General features: G+C 67.9%; 12 protein-coding genes. 7 read left to right on the forward strand and 5 right to left on the reverse strand.

Annotated features, from left to right (window positions below; all coding sequences use genetic code 11):
- Window positions 1–283: 283 nt before the first annotated feature.
- Window positions 284–2,122 (forward strand): glycoside hydrolase family 13 protein, encoded by a 1,839-nt coding sequence (locus ACWCIA_RS18795; RefSeq protein WP_454165726.1) that lies wholly within the window; start codon window positions 284–286, stop codon window positions 2,120–2,122.
- Window positions 2,119–5,046: an alpha-L-rhamnosidase-related protein gene (locus tag ACWCIA_RS18800; RefSeq protein WP_454165728.1), complete on the forward strand. Its 2,928-nt coding sequence runs from the start codon at window positions 2,119–2,121 to the stop codon at window positions 5,044–5,046. The genes ACWCIA_RS18795 and ACWCIA_RS18800 overlap by 4 nt, the downstream gene beginning before the upstream one ends.
- Before the next feature lie 22 nt (window positions 5,047–5,068).
- Here ACWCIA_RS18800 and ACWCIA_RS18805 read toward each other — a convergent pair whose 3' ends face one another.
- From ACWCIA_RS18805 to ACWCIA_RS18815, 3 genes are all read right to left on the reverse strand, one after another.
- Window positions 5,069–6,037 (reverse strand): diacylglycerol/lipid kinase family protein, encoded by a 969-nt coding sequence (locus ACWCIA_RS18805; RefSeq protein WP_454165730.1) that lies wholly within the window; start codon window positions 6,035–6,037, stop codon window positions 5,069–5,071.
- Window positions 6,038–6,119: 82 nt separating this feature from the next.
- Window positions 6,120–6,644 (reverse strand): N-acetyltransferase family protein, encoded by a 525-nt coding sequence (locus ACWCIA_RS18810; protein WP_454165732.1) that lies wholly within the window; start codon window positions 6,642–6,644, stop codon window positions 6,120–6,122.
- 62 nt (window positions 6,645–6,706) lie between these two features.
- Window positions 6,707–7,981, reverse strand: a complete 1,275-nt coding sequence (locus ACWCIA_RS18815) for an amidohydrolase family protein (protein WP_454165734.1) — start codon at window positions 7,979–7,981, stop codon at window positions 6,707–6,709.
- Window positions 7,982–8,178: 197 nt separating this feature from the next.
- On the opposite strand from ACWCIA_RS18815, the gene ACWCIA_RS18820 reads away from it, so the two are divergent.
- The 5 genes from ACWCIA_RS18820 (at window position 8,179) to ACWCIA_RS18840 (ending at window position 17,442) form a co-directional block, all read left to right on the forward strand.
- Entirely contained in the window at window positions 8,179–8,976 is a 798-nt protein-coding gene (locus tag ACWCIA_RS18820) for a phasin family protein (protein ID WP_454165736.1), read from the forward strand.
- A gap of 162 nt (window positions 8,977–9,138) precedes the next feature.
- Window positions 9,139–10,890, forward strand: coding sequence for an ABC transporter ATP-binding protein (locus ACWCIA_RS18825; protein ID WP_454165738.1), 1,752 nt, complete (start codon window positions 9,139–9,141; stop codon window positions 10,888–10,890).
- Entirely contained in the window at window positions 10,880–12,679 is a 1,800-nt protein-coding gene (locus tag ACWCIA_RS18830) for an ABC transporter ATP-binding protein (protein ID WP_454165740.1), read from the forward strand. The genes ACWCIA_RS18825 and ACWCIA_RS18830 overlap by 11 nt, the downstream gene beginning before the upstream one ends.
- Window positions 12,680–12,836: 157 nt before the next feature.
- Window positions 12,837–14,924, forward strand: coding sequence for a diguanylate cyclase (locus ACWCIA_RS18835; protein ID WP_454165741.1), 2,088 nt, complete (start codon window positions 12,837–12,839; stop codon window positions 14,922–14,924).
- A 433-nt stretch (window positions 14,925–15,357) separates the two neighbouring features.
- Complete coding sequence (locus ACWCIA_RS18840) at window positions 15,358–17,442, forward strand: tetratricopeptide repeat-containing diguanylate cyclase (protein WP_454165743.1); 2,085 nt, start codon at window positions 15,358–15,360, stop codon at window positions 17,440–17,442.
- A 116-nt stretch (window positions 17,443–17,558) separates the two neighbouring features.
- On the opposite strand, the gene ACWCIA_RS18845 is transcribed toward ACWCIA_RS18840, so the two are convergent.
- Together ACWCIA_RS18845 and ACWCIA_RS18850 are read right to left on the reverse strand one after the other, a co-directional pair.
- Complete coding sequence (locus tag ACWCIA_RS18845) at window positions 17,559–17,912, reverse strand: hypothetical protein (RefSeq protein WP_454165745.1); 354 nt, start codon at window positions 17,910–17,912, stop codon at window positions 17,559–17,561.
- 82 nt (window positions 17,913–17,994) lie between these two features.
- Window positions 17,995–18,993: a hypothetical protein gene (locus ACWCIA_RS18850; protein WP_454165746.1), complete on the reverse strand. Its 999-nt coding sequence runs from the start codon at window positions 18,991–18,993 to the stop codon at window positions 17,995–17,997.
- Between the last annotated feature and the right edge of the window lie 7 nt (window positions 18,994–19,000).

Consider the following 19,000-nt stretch of genomic DNA (forward strand, 5'->3'; position numbering starts at 1 on the left):
GCATCGTGGATGTGTTTTTACCTTGCAAAAACGGCCATGGACAATCGACACCTCTGGAGCTGGCTCAGACCGGCCGGATCGAGGGTTCCGGCGTTCCTGGGATCCCCACCGCATGTACCTGAACTAGATGCCTCCAGCGATTGCCGCTGTTCAGCTAGTCGTGTATTCTTTTCGTCAACTAGAGGGAGAAATGCGAATAACCTCTCTCGACCATCAAGATGCCTGTAGCCAAACTACTCGACGCGGGTATCTACCACCTACTCTTCTCGAGGCCGCCGCCGCCATGAAACGTTCACTCATCACGCTTGTCTTCTCTCTCGCAGCCGGCGCCGCCGCAGCCGCGCCGGCAATCGAACACATGGAGCCGCCGTTCTGGTGGACCGGCATGCAGCACAAGGGCTTGCAGCTGATGGTGCATGGCGCCGGCATCGGCCAGCTGGAGCCGCGCATCGATTACCCGGGCGTGCGCCTGGTGTCCACGACTCGCGTGCCGAACGCGAACTACCTGTTCATCGACCTCGAGATCGAGGCCGGCGCCAAACCGGGCAAATTCGAGATCGTACTGGCCGGCGCCGGACGGGTCGAGCGCCATCCCTACGAGCTGCGCGCGCGGGCGGCGGGCTCCGGCAACCGCCAGGGCTTCACCAGCGCCGATGCGATCTACCAGGTCATGCCGGACCGCTTCGCCAACGGCGATCCGGCCAACGACAACGTCAAGGGCATGGAGGGCGTCGACCGCAAGCAGGGCGGCGGGCGCCATGGCGGCGACATCGCGGGCATCGTCCAGAACCTCGACTACATTGCGGGCCTCGGCTTTACCCAGCTGTGGCCGACGCCGCTGGTCGAGAACGACATGCCGGCCTACTCGTACCACGGCTACGCCGCCACCGACCACTATAAAATCGACCCGCGCTACGGCAGCAACGAAGACTTCGTGCGCCTCTCGAACGAAGCGAAGAAGCGCGGCATCGGCCTGATCCAGGACGTGGTGCTGTCGCACATCGGCAGCAAGCACTGGTGGATGAAGGACATGCCGACGCCGGACTGGATCAACTTCGGCGGCCAGTTCGTGCCGACCCAGCACCACCGCGTGGCCGTGCAGGACAAGTACGCATCGAAAGTCGACAGCCGCAACTTCACGGCCGGCTGGTTCGTCGAGACCATGCCCGACCTGAACCAGACCAACCCGCTGGTGGCCACTTACCTCATCCAGAACAACATCTGGTGGATCGAGTACGCGGGCCTGTCGGGCCTGCGCATCGACACCTACGGCTATTCGGACGGCGCCTTCCTCGCGCAGTACACGAAGCGCGTGATGGACGAATACCCGCGCCTGAACCTGGTGGGCGAGGAATGGAGCACGATCGTGCCGGTGGTGGCGCGCTGGCAGCGCGGCAAGGTCAACTTCGACGGCTACACCTCCTCGCTCCCGAGCCTGATGGACTTCCCGCTGGTCGAGGCCATGCGCGGCGCGCTCGCCAACCCCGAGAAAGGCTTCAACGACGTCTACCAGACGCTCTCGCTCGACTACCTGTACCCGGAACCGAACAACCTCGTCCTCTTCGGGGGCAACCACGACATGGCGCGCATGTTCAGCGTGGCCGGCGCCGACTTCGACCGCTACCGCATGAACCTGGTGTTCCTGATGACGATGCCGCGCATTCCGCAGTTCTACACTGGCGACGAAATCCTGATGACCAGCCCGACCAAGGGCCGCAACGACGCCAGCTACCGCACCGGCTTCCCCGGCGGCTGGGCCGGCGACAAGGTCGACGCCTTCACGGGCAAGGGCCTGAGCAAGGAGCAGCGCGCGGCGCAGGAACTGGTGCGCAAGCTCGCCACCTGGCGCAAGGGCCAGCCGGTCATCCACACGGGCAAGCTGATGCACTTCGGCCCGGAGAACAACACCTGGGTTTACTTCCGCTATGACGATCAAAAACGCGTGCTGGTCGCCTTCAACAACAACGACAAGGAGATGGTGCTGCCCACCAGCCGCTTCCAGGAGATGCTGAAAGGGACGCCATCCGGCGTCGACGTCCTGAGCGGCCGGACGGTCGACCTGACGCGCGAGCTGCGCCTGGCGCCGAAGGCAACTGCCCTCATCGAACTGCCGGGGGCATGATGCGGCCCTCCGTCATGCATCCGGCGCGCGGGCTGCTGCCTGCCCTGCTCCTCTCCAGCGCCGCCGTCGCGGCCGACCCCGGCCCCTTGCGCGAGGCGATGTTCGTGCGCGGCGGCTTCAATGGCTGGGGCCTCGAGAACGCCTTGCGGCACAAGGGCAAGGGCATCTATGAAGCCGACATCCTGGTCAGCCCGGGCAACCACGGCTTCAAGATCGGCAGCGGCGACTGGCAGCAAGAGTGGGTGCCAAACCGGGTGCCGAACGGCCAGGCAGCGTCCGCGGTCAAGCCCGGCGAGGCGGTGCGCCTGAGCACCAGCGCCGGCCCCGAGGCGACGCTGTTCGTGCGCAGCACCGGCACCTACCGCTTCACGCTCGATGCGGGCAAGCCGGCGGCGCCCGTGCTGCGCGTGGTGCGCCTGGCCGGCCGCAAGAGCGGCCCGGCGCCCGACCCGCACGCTGGCCGCGCCCGCGTGGTGACGCTGGCCTATCCGACCCACGACGGCAAGACGGAAACCGCGCGCTTTTCGCTGCAGGACCCCGAGGCCCAGCTGCGCAGCTACACCCACTCGACGACGATGGCCTTGCGCGACCCGGTGCCGCAGCACGCCAGTTACGCCGAAAGCGCCGAGCTCCCCTACACCCGCAGCGGCAACCTGGCCTTCGACGCGCTGTTCGCGCTGGCCGGCAGCGAGATGCGCCAGGATGCGGTCAGCCATATCCGCGACGGCAACTACAACGGCGGCGCCGCCATCCCCTGCGACTGCTTCGAGACCGGCGAGAAGTGGCATTACGTCTGGACGCGCGACCTGTCGTATGCGGCCGACCTCGGCCTGGCCCTGCTCGACCCCGAACGCGTGCGCAACTCGCTCGACTTCAAGCTTTCCAGCTACCGCAAGGAGGTTCCGAAGGCGCCGCAGGTCGCAGGTACTCCGGACGGCCTCCAGGTGGTGCAGGACACCGGCAGCGGCGGCAGCTGGCCGGTCAGCACCGACCGCGTCACCTGGGCCTTCGCGGCCGAGGAAACCCTGCGCCAGCTGCCCGCCGCCGAGCGCGCCGCCTTTGCCGCGCGCGCCCTGGCTGCACTGTCGAACACCATCGAGAACGACCGCATCGCCGCCTTCGATGCGCGGGACGGCCTGTACACGGGCGAGCAATCCTTCCTCGACTGGCGCGACCAGAGCTACGCCGCCTGGATCACGCAGGACCTGGCCTCGATGGCCAGCGCCAAGGCGGTGTCGACCAACGTCGCCCACTACAAGGCCCTCGGCTTTACCGCCAAGCTGGCGCGCGACGCCGGCGACGATGAACGCGCGGCGCGCTACGAAGCCTGGGCATTGGCGCTGAAGAAGGCGATCAACGCCCGCCTGTGGCTGGACGACGCGGGCATGTACAGCAGCCTCACCGCCGGCCACCTCGACGGCGCACCCATGCACCGCTTCGACTGGCTGGGCCAGGCGCTGGCCATCGTCACCGGCGTGGCCGACGAGGCCCGCGCACGCAGCATCCTGGCGCATTATCCGCATGGCCCGATGGGCGCGCCCGTCATCTGGCCGCAGCAGCCGGGCATGCCGGTCTACCACAACCGCGCCATGTGGCCCTTCGTGACGGGCTATGGCCTGAAGGCGGCGGTGCAGATGCGGCACGCCGGTGTGGCCGATGCAGCGTATGAGACCCTGATGCGCGGCGCGGCGCTGAACATGTCGAACATGGAAAACCTGGAGTGGCTCTCCGGCCAGCCGCTTCTGCTCGACGAAAAAAATCCTTCGCTGATCGGGCCGGTCATCAATTCGCGGCGCCAGCTGTGGTCCGTGGGCGCCTATCTCGGCATGGTGATCGAGAGCGTGTTCGGCGTGGCCGCACTCGACGAAGGCATCGCCCTGCGGCCCTTCGTCACCACCAAACTGCGGCGCGAGACCTTTGCCGGCAGCGGGCAGGCGACGCTGCACAACCTGCGCCTGCGCGGCCAGAATGGCCCGCGCATCGCCGTGCGCCTGCTGCTGCCGCCGGCCAGCACGGCCCGGGGCTTCCACCGGGTCGAGCGCGTGCTGCTGAACGGCGCCCCGGCCCCGGCCACGATCCCGTGGGCGCAGCTGAAGGATGGCGACGTCATCGAGGTCGCACTCGGGTCTCCGCTCGCCGGCGAGTCGGCGATGCGCCGCGTGAGCGCCGACCCGTACGCCGAGTCGCCGGCCGTCTTCGGGCCACGCGAACCGCGCATCGAACGCGCCGAACGCGACGCCCAGGGCCGCGTGCGCCTGCAGATAGGCGCCGGCGGCAAGGAGGCGGGCGTCGTCTACCACGTCTACCGCGACGGCAGGCCGGTGGCTTCCAAGCTGCCCGCCGGCAGCTGGCTCGATCGCGAACTCAAACCGTATGCCTGCTATGCGGTCGAGGCGCAATTCACGGCGTCCGGCAACCGCAGCCACCACAGCGCGCCCCATTGCGTCGGCCCGGCGCAGGAGATCCCCGTCACGGATGCGCGCGTCGCGTCGAACCTGGCAGCCACGCCGGGCAAGGCGCCGCGCCTGGCCGGCTGGGGCAAGCCTGCCGACCGCTTCGAGCTGCGCGAACTGCGCATTCCGGCGACCGGCGACTACCGCCTCCAGCTGCGCTACACGAACACGGCCAACGCCATCAACCTGGGCGTGAGCGGCGGCGTGAAATGGCTGGCGGTGCTGGACGCGGCCGGAAACACCGTGGCCCAGGGCGTGGTGCAACTGCCGCACACGCAGCCCGGGAACGCCCCGGCGCTGTCGACCCCGCTGGCCGCGCGCTTGCCGGCCGGCGCCTACCGCGTCCGCATGAGCGACTTCTACAACATGAGCTACCTGGAAGCGAACGCCAGCTTCAGCGCCGCAGGCGGGACGAGCGGGCCGTCGAACCGGTTCGATTTATTCGGGTTGCGGGTGCAGCGGGTGGAGTGAATGTAAGACGCGTGGGGTCGGCCTACGCCGCGGACGCATCCCGCGAATCATGCGCCGCATCCGGCGGCTTGAGCAGCGCCAGCCGCTCCTCCAGCACGCGAAACTCGAGCGGCATCGTCATGCGCGTGACCTCGCCGTCGGTGGCGACCTTGATGGTCCGGCGCGGCGACAGGCGCGCGTGGCGCACGACCAGGCGCTTGAACGAGAAGGCCAGCACATTGTCCGCCTCGCCCAGGCGCCCGAGGGCGCCGCGCAACAGCAGCCAGAGCATGCCGAGCTTGCCGACGCGGCGCGGGGCGATCGCGGCCAGTTCCCCCTCCTCGACCGCGACGGTCAGGGGTTTCATGCCGACCTGCTCCATCTGCAGCCGGTTGTTGCCGACGAAAAGGGTGGCGGTGCGGAGCTTGCGCACGATGCCTTCGGTCTCGAGCGTGATGCGCAGCGGGCGGTGCCGTCCCAGCGCGGTCTTCAGCGCCGACAGGATGGCGACGATGCGGCTGCGGCCAAACTCGCGCTTGTCGTGCTCGCGCGCCTCGAGCAGCTCGGGGTAGAGGCCGACGCTGGCGTTGACGAGGAAGATGCGGTCATTGACCAGTCCCACCTGCACCGGCATGACGCGCGAGCGCACCAGGGCGCGCACCGCCTCTTCCAGGTCTTCGGGGATGCCGTGGGTGCGGCCGAAATAATTGAAGGTCCCTTGCGGCAGCACGCCGAACAGGCAGCCCTGCAGCACCGCCTGGTGCGCCACCGTGTTGATGGTGCCGTCGCCGCCGGCGGCCACCAGCACGCCGCCACTCGCCTTGGCCTGCTGCGCCATGCGCTGCGCGATCTCGCCCAGCTGGCCGGGGTCGCGCACGATCTCGAGGTGGCAGGTGCGCCCTTCCTCCTTCAACACGTCGCGGATGGTCGAGCAGCGCAGTTCGGTTTCGGCATGGCCGGAACCGGCGTTCAGGACGACGTAGAACGCGGCGTTGGGCTCGATGGTTGGCATCGCGATGGGTCGGCTTTCAGGGATGATTGAAGTAACAACACCATCCTATCATCGAGCAGGAAAGCGCCGGAGCACGGCAGGACTACTCGTCGGCGGTCGGCCAGTGATCCGGATCCTGCAGCAACTGGTACATCACGTAGGCATCGACATAGCCCAGACGCTTGTGGCGGAAGGCCTTGGGCAGCGTGCCGACGATGGCAAACCCGAGCTTCTTCCAGAGCATCAGGGCGGCGGTGTTGGTGCTGACGATGTAGTTAAACTGCATGGCGAGGTAGCCCTGGCGCCGCGCTTCCTCGATGCAATGCTCGCCCAGCAGGCGGCCCACACCGACGCCTTGGGCGGCCGGGCTGACCATGAAGGAGGCGTTCGCGACGTGGCGGCCGCGCCCGATCTGGTTCGGCACGATGCGGTACATGCCGAGCACCCGTTCGCCCAGCACCGCGACGCGGCAGGTCACTCCGCCCCCGAACCAGTAGGCCTGCGCCGCGTCGCGCGTGGCCTCGTGCTCGAACGGGTAGGTTTCGCCCGTTGCGATGTGGGCGGTGAAGATGGTCCACATGGCGTCGAAGTCGGCGCTGGTGGCTGGGCGGATCTGGATGTCTTTCACGGGCTCGCTAATGTTTATCAATACTACATGGGCTCGGGATTCTAGCACCGGGTTTGCCGGCGTCAACGCCTGATTCGAAAATCGACCGTTTCCGGCCGTCCCGGCAGGCGCAGCGAGGAGGCCGCACGCGGTGCTTCGGCGACTACGGCGCCGCGCCGCACCACGGCGCGCCGGGCTGCGCGCAGGCGGATCGCTTCCACCGGCCCGGAAGCGTCGAGCAGCACGAAATCGGCATGGCAGCCGGGCGCCAGGCCGTAACCCTCCAGCCCGAGGATGCGCGCCGGCGTCTCGGTGATTGCCTGGAAGCACTGGCGCATCGCCGCCTGGCCCGTCATCTGGGCCACGTGCAGTCCCATGTGCGCCACTTCCAGCATGTCGCCGGAACCGAGGCCGTACCAGGGATCCATCACGCAGTCGTGGCCGAAGGCGACGTCGATGCCGGCCGCCATGAGCTCGGGCACGCGGGTCATGCCGCGCCGCTTGGGGTAGGTATCGTGGCGGCCCTGCAGCGTAATATTGATCAGGGGATTCGCGATCGCCGCCACGCCGGACTCGCGCATCAGCGGAATCAGCTTGCTGACGTAGTAGTTATCCATCGAATGCATCGAGGTCAGGTGCGAGCCGGCCACCCTGCCCTGCAGGCCGGTGCGCCAGGTTTCATAGGCCAGCGTCTCGATGTGGCGCGAAAGCGGGTCGTCGGTCTCGTCGCAATGCATGTCCACGCGCAGGCCGCGTTCGGCGGCGAATTCGCACAGCAGGCGCACCGACTCGGCGCCCTGCGCCATGGTGCGCTCGAAGTGCGGGATGCCGCCGACCACGTCCACACCCATGCCGATCGCGCGTTTCAGGTTGTCGAAGGCGCCTGGGCTGCGCAGCAGGCCGTCCTGCGGGAAGGCGACCAGTTGCAGGTCGATATAAGGCGCCACCCGGCGCTTGACCTCGAGCAGGGCCTCGACGGCGAGCAGGCGGTCGTCGCAGATATCGACGTGGGTGCGGATCGCCAGCAGGCCGCGCGCAACGGCCCAGTCGCAATAATGCAACGCCCTGTCGATCAGGGCTTCCTGCGCCAGTTGCGGCTTGAGTTCACCCCACAAGGCGATGCCTTCAAGCAAGGTGCCGGACTCGTTCACGCGCGGCAAGCCGTAACTGAGGGTCGCATCCATGTGGAAATGGGCGTCGACAAACGGCGGCGTGACAAGATCCCCGGCGGCGTCGATTTCGCGCGCGCCCCGGGCTGCGAGCCCCGTTTCGACGGCGGCGATGCGCTCGCCCTCGACGCCGATATCGATGTTCTGCCGGCCGTCGGCCAGCGTGGCATTGCGAATCACGAGATCCATGGACGCTCCTGTTCAGACCGATTGATTGTAGCGAGTTCCCATACCCAGGCAGGGTATTTTGCGTGACGATTTGTAACTCATGATGCAATGCAATATTGCGCCGATGACACAGTGACAAATTTCGCTTTGCAAGGCTCAGCGTCAAGGCTACACTAGGAATGTTGCAGTGCGCCATAACCGAACGATAAGGACCATCGATGACTTCGCTTCCAGAACAGTTCTCCGCAGCACGCCAGACTCAGCTCGACAATAGTTTCAACCTGATCCGCAGCCTGAGCGACCAGGCCCTCGACCGTACCAGCCGCGTGCTGGCTCTCCAGCTCGATGCATCGCGCGCCGCCGTCGAACAATCGTCGAATGCCGTGCGCCAGCTGCTGGCCGCACGCGATCCGCGCGACCTGCTGGCGATCGGTTCCCAATCCCAGCAGCACCTGCGCACCATGTTCGACTATGGCCGCGAGCTGTTTTCGATCGCCGCCACCGGCATGAACCTGCCGCTCATGCGCACCTACAGCGTCGGCAGCCCGGCGCTGGACACGCCGGCCGAAGCACCTGCCGCCGCGCCTGTCGCTGCGCAGCAGGAACCGGCTCCCGCCCTGGCGGAAAGCCAGGCCGGCCAGGCCGCCGCCGAGGCCTTCGAACGTATCGGCGGCGATACGGCATCGGCCACGGCCGCCGCCGCCGAGTCGGTCGCCGAATCGGCCACTGAATCGGCCACTGAATCGGCTGCCCAGGTAAGCGAGCTCGCGGTCGTCACCTCCGACATCGAACCGGATGCCGAGCCGACCACCATCGCAAAAGCCACCAGCGAAGCGCTCGACACGCCGGTCGCCCCGCCCCATCCGGTCGCGGCCAGCGTGCCGGTCGAAGTGGCGGTCGAGATCGAACTGCCGAAGGTGGAACCGGTCGACGCCACTCCGCCGCCGGCAACGGCAGCGACGACTACCCGCCCGGTCGAGACCCGCGGCACCAAGGGCCGCAGGAAGCAGAGCTGATCCATACGCCGAGGCGCGCTGCGCCGCCCGGTTAAAAAAAGTACACTAGCGGGCTACGGCCCGCTTTTTTGTTGATCGGGCTTCGGCCCGCTTTTTTTTTCGGGCTGCCGCCCGTCCCTTTTGGCCAGGTTGGCCGTTCGGGCGCCAACGCAAGGAATACCAATGAGTCTAGCCAGATTGGTGGGCGGCTTCGTGCTGCGCCACTGGAAGGCGTACGCATCGTCGGCCGTGATGCTGGCGGGCGTCGCGATATGCAGCGTCTGGGTGCCGCGCAAGGTCGGCGCCATGATCGACGGCCTGGCCGCGCACCGCCTGTCGAACCACGACCTGACGATCGGGATCCTGCAGCTGCTCGCCCTCGGCGTGGCGATCTACGTGCTGCGCGTGAGCTGGCGCATCCGCCTGTACGGCGCGGCCTATCGCCTGGGCGTGGAACTGCGCACGCGCCTGTACGCGCGCCTGTCGAACCAGGGTCCCGCCTTCTACCAGAAGCAGCGCACCGGCGACCTGATGGCGCTCGGCACCAACGACATCGACGCCATCGAGATGGCGGCCGGCGAAGCCATGCTGGCCGGCTTCGACGGGACGCTCACCCTGGTGATGGTGCTCGGCGTGATGCTGCTCGGCGTCGACTGGCGCCTGGCCTGCATCGCGCTGCTGCCCTTCCCCCTGATGGGCCTCGCCTTCTGGTACATCTCGCGCCACATCCACACCGCCGAAACGGATTCGCTGAAGCGTTTCTCGGCGCTGAACGACCACGTGCAGGAATCGCTGTCCGGCGTGCGCACGGTGCGCGCCCTGGGCCTGGAAAAACGCAGCGCCGACCAGTTTTCGACGCTGGCCGGCCAGGCCGCGGACGCCAGCCTGACCGCCCAGAAATGGGAAGCGGCCTATGAGCCGGCGGTCGGCCTGACGCTGACCGCCGCCAGCACGCTGACCCTGGGCCTGGGCGGCTACCTGGTCTGGCACAACCAGCTGACCATCGGCGCGCTGACCAGTTTTACGATGTACCTGGGCCAGCTGATCTGGCCGATGTTCGCGGCCGGCTGGGTGCTGTCGCTGATCGAGCGCGGCCGCGCCGGCCTGGCGCGCCTGCAGCCGATGCTGGACGCGCCGCTGTCGGTCGAGGACGAAGGGCAGCTGGACCGGATCGAGGACGGCCCGCTAGTGCTGCGCGACGTGCGTTTCAGCTACGGAGGCGCGGAACGGCCAGCGCTGGACGGCGTCTCGGTCGCGCTGCGCCCGGGCATGACGCTGGGCCTGGTCGGCCCGACCGGCAGCGGCAAGTCGACCCTGCTGCGCGTGCTGCTGCGCCAGGCCACGCCGCAAGGCGGCAGCGTCAGCTGGGGCGGCCATCCCCTGAACAGCTACCGGCTCGCCACCCTGCGCGGCGCCACCAGCTGGGTGCCGCAGGAGTCCTTCCTGTTCTCGGCCAGCATCGCCGAGAACATCGCGCTGGCCCGGCCCGGCGCCAGCCGCGCCGAGATCGAGCACGCGGCCGACATGGCGGCCATCCACGACGACATCCTGCGCTTCCCCCAGGGCTACGACACCCCGGTCGGCGAAAAGGGCATCACGCTCTCGGGCGGGCAGCGCCAGCGGGTGGCGATCGCCCGCTCGCTGCTGGCGGAAAGCTCGCTGCTGCTGCTCGACGACGCGCTGTCGGCGGTCGACACCGGCACCGAGACGCGCATCCTCGAGCACCTGGCCGAAGTACGCGCGGCGCGGCCGGAACTGACGGCGATCATCGCCAGCCACCGCCTCTCGGCCGTCGTCAACGCCGACATGATCGTGGTGCTGAAGGACGGCCGCATCGTCGAATCGGGCGACCACGAGACCCTGCTCGCGCTGGACGGCTGGTACGCCAGCCAGTGGCGCTACCAACAACTGGAGGCCAGCCTCGATGCAAGCTGATTCGCAAGCTAGCACGATCGAAAAAGCGGGCCGGGCCCAGACCACGCAGGCCGCCGCCCTGCTGCGCCGCGCCGCCTGGCCCGACCGCCGCCAGCTGGTGGTCGCCACGCTGTGGCTGATCCTGGCCGCCGCCCTCGAGGTGCTGGGCCCGATCCTCGGCAAGGCGCTGATCGACGATCACCTGGTCCCGCGCAATGCCGACTGGACGCGCATGGCGCTGCTGCTGGGCGGCGCCCTGCTCTCGGGCTGGGCCGCGTCCTGGCTGCGCTACCTGCAGCTGGTGCGCCTGTCCGGCATGGCGATGCGCTCGGTGCGGCGCCTGCGCGAATGGGTATATGGCCACGTGATGCGCCTGCCGATGGCCTTTTTTGACCGCGCCATCACCGGCCAGCTGGTAAGCCGGGTGACGAACGACACCGAGGCGGTCAAAACCCTGTACATCCAGGTGCTGTTCGTGCTGCTCGATTCGACCATTGTCCTGATCGGCACCACGATCGCGATGGCCTGGCTCGACTGGCGCCTGATGCTGATCGTGCTCGCGCTGCTGCCCGCCGTTCTGGTCATCGTCTGGCTCTACCAGCGCCTGTCGGCGCCCGCCGTGACGCGCGCGCGCGCGCTGCGCAGCGAGATCAACGGCCAGCTGGCCGAATCGATCGGCGGCATGACCGTGCTCCAGGCGAGCAACGCGGCCGGCCGCTTCGGCGAGCGCTTCGCCCACACGAACCAGTCGCACTACACGGCGCGCCTGGCGGAACTGAAGGCCAACGCCTTCTTCCTGCGGCCGATGCTCGACCTGCTCAACGTGATCCTGCTGGCGGTGGTGATTTTCAGCTTCGGCCAGAGGGAAATCGGCGCGGTCGAAGTCGGCGTGCTGTACGCCTTCATCAGCTACATCGCGCGCGTGGTCGAGCCCCTCATCCAGATCACGATGCAGTTCAGCGGCCTGCAGCAGGCTGTGGTGGCGACGGCCAGGGTCGCCAGCCTGCTCGACGAGGCCGGCGCCGCAGAACACGCGGCCGGTCGCGCCGCAGGCACCCGTCTGGCGCCCCAGTCCGACGCGCCTGCAGTGCGCGTGCGCGACCTCTCCTTTGCCTACGTCCCCGGCCAGAACGTCCTGCACGACATCTCGCTCGACATCCCGCAGGGCGCCTTCTTCGGCATCGTCGGGCACACCGGCAGCGGCAAGTCGACCCTGCTGTCGCTGCTGCTGCGCTACTACCCGGCCGAGACCGGCCGCATCGAGATCTGCGGCGAGCCGATCGCCGGCATCGACAACGAGCGCTTCCGCAACGAAGTCGGCCTGGTTCCGCAGGACCCCTTCATCCTGGCCGCCTCGGCGCGCGAGAACATCGACATGGGACGCGGCCTGCCCCAGGCCCAGATCGAAGCGGCCGCGCGTGCTGCGCACGCCCACGACTTCATCGCGGCGCTGGAAGACGGCTACGACACCGCGCTGGGCGAAGGCGGCTCGCGCCTGTCCTCGGGCCAGAAGCAGCTGATCGCGATCGCGCGCGCACTGGCCGGCGAGCCGCGCATCCTGCTGCTGGACGAAGCGACCTCGCGCATCGACAGCGCGACCGAGCAGATCGTGCAGGAGGCGCTCGACGAACTACGCGGGACGGTGACCATCATCGCGATCGCGCACCGGCTGTCGACGATTCGCGATGCGGACCGCATCATCGTGCTGAACCACGGGCGCATCACCGAAGCGGGCGCGCATGAGGAACTGATGCGGATCGAGGGTGGCTTGTACCAGCGTTTATATCTTTTGCAACAACTCGCTGTGTAGACAATACCGCTTCAATACCGCTGGCGAAATGTTGACATTCAGGCGTCGCATTTTTGCCTACTGGTGACAAAAAAAGCGATATTTCTGATCTGCAACAAGAATATAATGGTCGATGGCGGCGCGGAAATCGTGCCGGTCAACCCATCGAGAGATCATTATGCCGGCAGCATGCAAGATCAGACAGTCGAGCCGGCGCCCTGCGGCGCTGCTGGCGGCGCTTTTGCTGAGCGCGCCCTTGCTGGCGGCTTCCCCTGCCTGGGGCCAGGCGGCGCCGGCATCGCTGGCCGAACGCCTGGCCGAGATTCGTGAAATCAACCGCTTCGTGCCCGAGAAGGCCTTGCCGATGCTGCAGGCTATCGAGACGCAGGCGCGCGCCGCTTCGGTGGAAGACAAGGCCGAGCTGCTGGCCCAGCTGTGCATGGCCCACAGCTATCTCGGCAAGTACGACGCGGCGCTCGCCGCCTGCGACGAGCTGGTCAACCTGGGCCGCACCCAGCAGAATAACGTCGCCCTTGCCAAGGGCTTGCTGCGCAAGGGCTACATCAAGTACGACCAGAACGAACTGGCGCTGTCCCACGAGCTGATCTGGGAGGCCGAGCGCCTCTCCAACACCACGGAGGACGTCGACCTGCGCATGCGCGCCGCCATCTCGTCGGCGGAGGCGCATGCCGAGGACGGCAACCTGCCGCGCGCGCTCGAAGGCATGCAGGCCGCCGTCGGCTACACGCGCCAGCACGGCGACCAGGCCCAGCTGGTCGTCGTGCTCAACTCGCTGGCCAAGCTCTACGCGACCATGCGCGAATACGGCAAGGGCTTCGAGGCGCTCGACGAAGCGATGGCGCTGGCCGCCACGACCGCTTCGCCTGGCCGCCTGGCCCTGCTGAAGGCGACCGAATACCGCCTGGCCGTCGCCACCGGCCAGATGAAGCGCGCCCTCGAGGCGCAGTTGGGCGAACTGGCGCTGCAGCGCGAGCTGGGCGCCCAGTCGGCGGTGCCGTGGTCGCTGGTGAACCTGGCCGACTGCTACCTCAAGCTGCGCGACCACCGCCAGGCGCTGGCCTATGGCCTGCAGGCCCTGGAGGCGGCGCGTGCGATCAACAACCAGGCCCTGGTGGCCACCGCGCGCGTGAACATCGGCCAGGCCTATCTCGCCAGCGGCCGCGTCGTGGAGGGCAAGCGCAGTTTCGAACAGGGCCTGGCGATCTTCCAGGACCTGGGCGACAAGCCGCAGCTGCAGGCCGTGCTGGCGGAATACGGCGATGCGCTCGAACGCGCCGGCGACTATGCGGGCGCGGTCCAGGCCTATCACCGCGAACGCGCACTGTCGAACGAGCTGTTCGAGAAGCGCCGCCAGAAGGCGATGCTGGAACTGCAGGAAAAATACGACGCCGACCGCAAGCAGCGCCAGATCGAACTGCTCCAGCGCGAGAACCAGGTCAAGTCGGTCGAGATCGACAACCGCCGCCTGCAGCAGCGCGTCTGGTGGCTGCTGGCGGTCGTCTTCGCGCTGGCCTCGGTCGTGGTCGGCCTCCTGTACCGCAAGGTGCGCCAGGCGAACGACCAGCTGTACCGGAAGAACCTGGAGCTCAAGCAGCAGAGCGTGCGCGATCCCCTCACCGGGCTGTACAACCGCCGCCACTTCCAGGAATTCATGCGCGGCTACGAGCCTGTCGACCAGCGCGGCGCGGGCACGTCCGGCGAAGAGATGGTCAGCGCGCTGTTCCTGCTCGACGTCGACCACTTCAAGCACATCAACGACACCTGGGGCCACGGCGCCGGCGACGAGGTCCTGATCAAGATTTCCGACAGCCTGCGCGAGATCCTGCGCGAGACCGACATGATCGTGCGCTGGGGCGGCGAGGAATTCCTCGCCTTCCTGCCTGCGATCCCGCGCAGCGGACTCGATGAAGTCGCGCGCCGCCTCCTGAACGGCATCGCCGACACCCGGGTCGAGCACCAGGGCACGCGCATCGCCGCCAACGTCTCGATCGGCTACGCCCCCTTCCCCCTGAGCCCCGACGGCACCCCGCTGTCCTGGGAGCGCGCCGTCAACCTGGTCGACATGGCGCTGTACATGGCCAAGGGCCACGGCCGCAACCGCGCCTACGGCGTGGTCGGCTTCGCCAACTTCGGGCGCACGTCGATGGAAGAGATCGAGCAGAACCTGGAGCAGGCATGGCGCGCGGGGTTTGTCGAGATGGCGATCGTGACGGGCGGGTACGCGGATTTGCGCGCGAGCGCGTGAGGCTTGTTCAGGGCTGGTGGGGCTGTTGCCTGTGCCGTTAATGGTTTGCACGATCCGCGTGGGCACAAGTGCCCACCCTACGGGATATGCCGCTGGCAAGCCCTTGCAAACTGCCGGACGTCACCGCATTTTTCCTGAGCTCGCCGATAGCGCATTTCGTAGGGTAGGCATGTGCAGTGCCGGCATTTAGCCAGCCCTGCTGCCCACGCGGACTAAGCAAACCACTAACGGCACAGGCAACAGCCCCACGTCCATCAACCCGGCGCCCTCAGCGCGCCGCGTCCCGCATCTTCTCTCCGACCTTGTCCCTCGCCTTCTCCAGCCCGCGCCCGGCCTCCTCGGTGGCGAAATCGAGTATTTCTGTTTTACAACAAGAATATAATGACGGGTGGCGGCATTGAACCGTTGCCGATCAACTCATCGAAAGACCATCATGCCGGCAGCACGCGAAAACAGACTGCTGCAGTGCCGCCCCCCGGCACTGCTGGCAGCGCTGTTGCTGGCTTCCAGCTGCGCCTGGGGCAAAGCGGCGCCGGCCCCGCTGGCCGAGCGTCTCGTGGAGATCCGCGAAATCAACCGCTACCTGCCTGAGCGCGGCCTGCCGATGCTGCGGGCAATCGAGGCGGAGGCGCGCGCCGCAGCGGTGGACGACAAGGCCGAGTTCCTGGCCCAGCTGTGCGCCGCCCATAACATGCTCGGCAAGTATGAACAGGCACTCACCGTCTGCGATGAGCTGATTGCGTTTGGCCAACGCGAGAAAAACAATGGTGCAGTTGCAAAAGGGTTGCTGCGCAAGGGCTACATCAAGTACGCGCAGAGCGAGCTGGCGCTGTCGCACGCGTTGATCTGGGAAGCCGAGCGCCTCGCCAACACCACGGACAACGTCGAGCTGCGCATGCGCGCCGGCATCTCATCGGCCGATGCGTATGCCGAGGACGGCAATTTCCCGCGCGCGCTCGAAGGCATGCAGGCCGCCCTGGCCTATACGCGCCAGCATGGCGACAAGGTCCAGCTGGCGGTCGCGCTCAACGCGCTGGCCAAGCTGTACGCGGCAATGCGCCAGTACGACAAGGGCTTCGAAGCACTCGACGAAGCAATGGCGCTGGACGCGGAAACGCTCTCGCCCGGCCGGCTGGCGCAGCTGAAGGAGACCGAATACCGCCTCTCCGTGGCCAGTGGGCAGCTGGCGCGCGCGCTCAAGGCGCAGCTGGCCGAGCTGGCGTTGCAACGTGAACTCGGTGCACAGTCCTCGGTGCCGTATTCGCTGGTAAACCTGTCGGACTGTTACCTCAAGCTGGGCGACCACCAACGTGCGCTCGCCTACGGCCTGCAAGCTTTCCGAGCAGCCAATACGCTGGACAACGAGAACCTGATTGCCACCGCCCGCGTGAACATCGGCCAGGCCTACCTGGCCAGCGGCCGCGTGGCCGAAGGCAAGGCCAGCTTCGAACTAGGCCTCGCGCTGTTCGAAAAGCTGGGCGACAAGCTGCAGCTCCAGGCCGTGCTGGCCGAGTACGGCGCGGCGCTTGAACAGGCCGGCGATGATGCCGGTGCGGTCCGGGCGTATCACCGCGAGCGCACCCTGTCGAACGAACTGTTCGAACAGCGCCGCGAAAAGGCGATGCTGGAACTGCAGCAGAAGTACGACACCGAGTGGCAGCAGCGCCAGATCGCGCTGCTCCGGCGCGAGAACCAGGTCAAGTCGGTGGAGATCGGCATCCACAGCCCGCAACAGCGCGTCCGGTCCTTGCTGATCGTGGTGTTCGCGCTGGCGGCGGTGGTGGCCGGCCTCCTGTACCGCAAAGTGCGGCACGCCAACGCACAACTCTACCGCAAGAACCAGGAACTGAAGCAGCAGAGCGTACGCGATCCATTGACCGCCCTGTACAACCGCCGCCACTTCCAGGACTTCATGCGCAGCTACGAGGGCCCCGGCAAGCGCAAGGCAGAGGGCCGGCGCGGTGCCTCGGGCGGCGACATGGTCAGCGCGCTGTTCCTGATGGACGTCGACCACTTCAGGCACATCAACGCGACCTGGGGCCACGGCGCCGGCGACGAAGTGCTGATGAAGATTGCGGACAGCCTGCGCGAGATCCTGCGCGAGACCGACATGATCGTGCGCTGGGGCGGCGAGGAATTCCTGGCCTTTCTTCCCGCGGTTCCGCAGGGAGGCCTCGACGAGATTGCGCGCCGCCTGCTGAACGGGATCGCCGGGACGAAGATCCGATTCCAGGGGACGCAGCTGTCGGCCAGTATCTCGATCGGCTACGCGCCCTTCCCGCTGATCCCCGGCGGCGAGCCGCTGTCGTGGGAGCGCGCCGTCAACCTGGTCGACATGGCGCTGTACATGGCCAAGGGCCACGGCCGCAACCGGGCCTACGGCGTGGCCGGCTTCGCCAACGTCGGGCGCACCTCGATGGAAGAGATCGGGCAGAACCTGGAACAGGCGTGGCGCGCGGGGTTTGTCGAGCTGTCGATCGTGACGGGCGGGCATCCGGATTCGCACACGAAGGCGTGAGGCTTATTCAGGGCTGGTGGGGCTGTTGCCTGTGCCGTTGGTGGTTTGCTTGATCCGCGTGGGCAGCCACCGATAACGCGACAGGCAACAGCCCCACATCCATCAACCCGGCGCCTTCAGCGCGCCGCGTCCTGCATCTTCTCGCCGGCCTTTTCCACCTTCTCGCCGACCTTCTCCGTCGCCTTCTCCAACCCGCGCCCGGCCTCTTCGGTGGCATCGACGATCTTGTCGCGCGCTTCCTCGGTGCGCTCGGCGACCTGGCGGCCGGCTTCCTCGGCGCGTTCGCGTGCCTGGCGCGCGGCCTCGTCGGCTTTTTCGAGCGGGGCGCGCAAGCCCTCGGCGACCTTGTCGCCCGCTTCGTCCACGGCCTTGCCGGCCTTTTGCGCCGGGCCCATGGCATCCTCGTCGCGCGAACAGCCGGCGGCCACGGCCAGCACCAGCAGCGCACCGAACAGGGTAGTTGCTTTCATGATTCGCTCCTGTGATCGTGTTTCCGCAAGCATACACCTTGCGAAAAAGGCATGCGCCACGACAGCGCCGGCCATCGGCGCCCTACCTCCTTCCTTCGACCTCATCGGCACGCGGATGTTCCGGCTGGCGCGCGTCGATGTCCTCCTTGACCGCACGGGTCTCGTCGTCCTCGCCCCAGCGTTTGGTGAAGGTGCGCAGGCGCTGGCGCGCGCGCTCGGCCGAGCCCGAAGCGAGCGCCGACTCGACGGCCGTCTTCGCCTCGCGCCAGGCCTTGTCGCGCTGGCGCTTGCGGGTGCACATGCCGGCGGCGTCGTTCAGGGCGCGCTGCACCTGCTGCAGCTGCTCCGGGGTCGCCTCCGTCTTGCGCAGCGCGATCAGCTCGGTCTGCGCCTCGCGCGGCTTGCACTCCTTCGCGAGCGTCATCGCCTTGTCCATCTGCGCCTCGATGCGGCGCCCCTTGGGATTGGCCAGCAGCCAGATGCCCCAGAGCGCGGCCAGCGCCAGGATCCACCAGCGCAGGCGCACCGGCTCGCGCTTCGGCGGCGCCGCGGCCCCGCCTCCGCGCGCGCCGGGAGACGGCGGCAGCGGCGGCAAAGGCGGCAGCGGCGGCAGCGGAGAGGGCCGGGCGCCCGCCGGGTTGTTGCCCTGCGCGCCGGCCGGGCCGGCGCCCGGACGCGCATCGGCTGCACTGCCGGCGCCTGCAGGGCTGGGCTCGGGCGCGGCCGGGCGGGCGTCCGCCATCGCGGCCGCCATCGCGGCCGCCGGCGCGGGCATGGCCGGTGCCGGTGCGGGGGCGGGCGGCGCGGCACCATCGCCCGCAAGGCCGGTCTGCCCCGCCGGCGCCGGCGTGCCGGTGCGTTCAGGTGCGGCGGCGACTATCCCGGCAGCGGCAGCGGCAGCCGGCACGGCGTCGACCGCGCGCTCCGGCGCCTGCCGCTCGGGAGGCATGCCTGCGTGCCCATGGGTGCGCCGGGCCTCATCCACCTGCGCGGTGCCGCAGTAGGGGCAGAAGTTCACGCTGCGGGGCAGCGTCCGTCCGCAGGCGGGGTCGATACAGCGGAAAATCGAATCGTGTTGCACAGCCCTC

The organism is Massilia sp. SYSU DXS3249 (assembly GCF_053668055.1).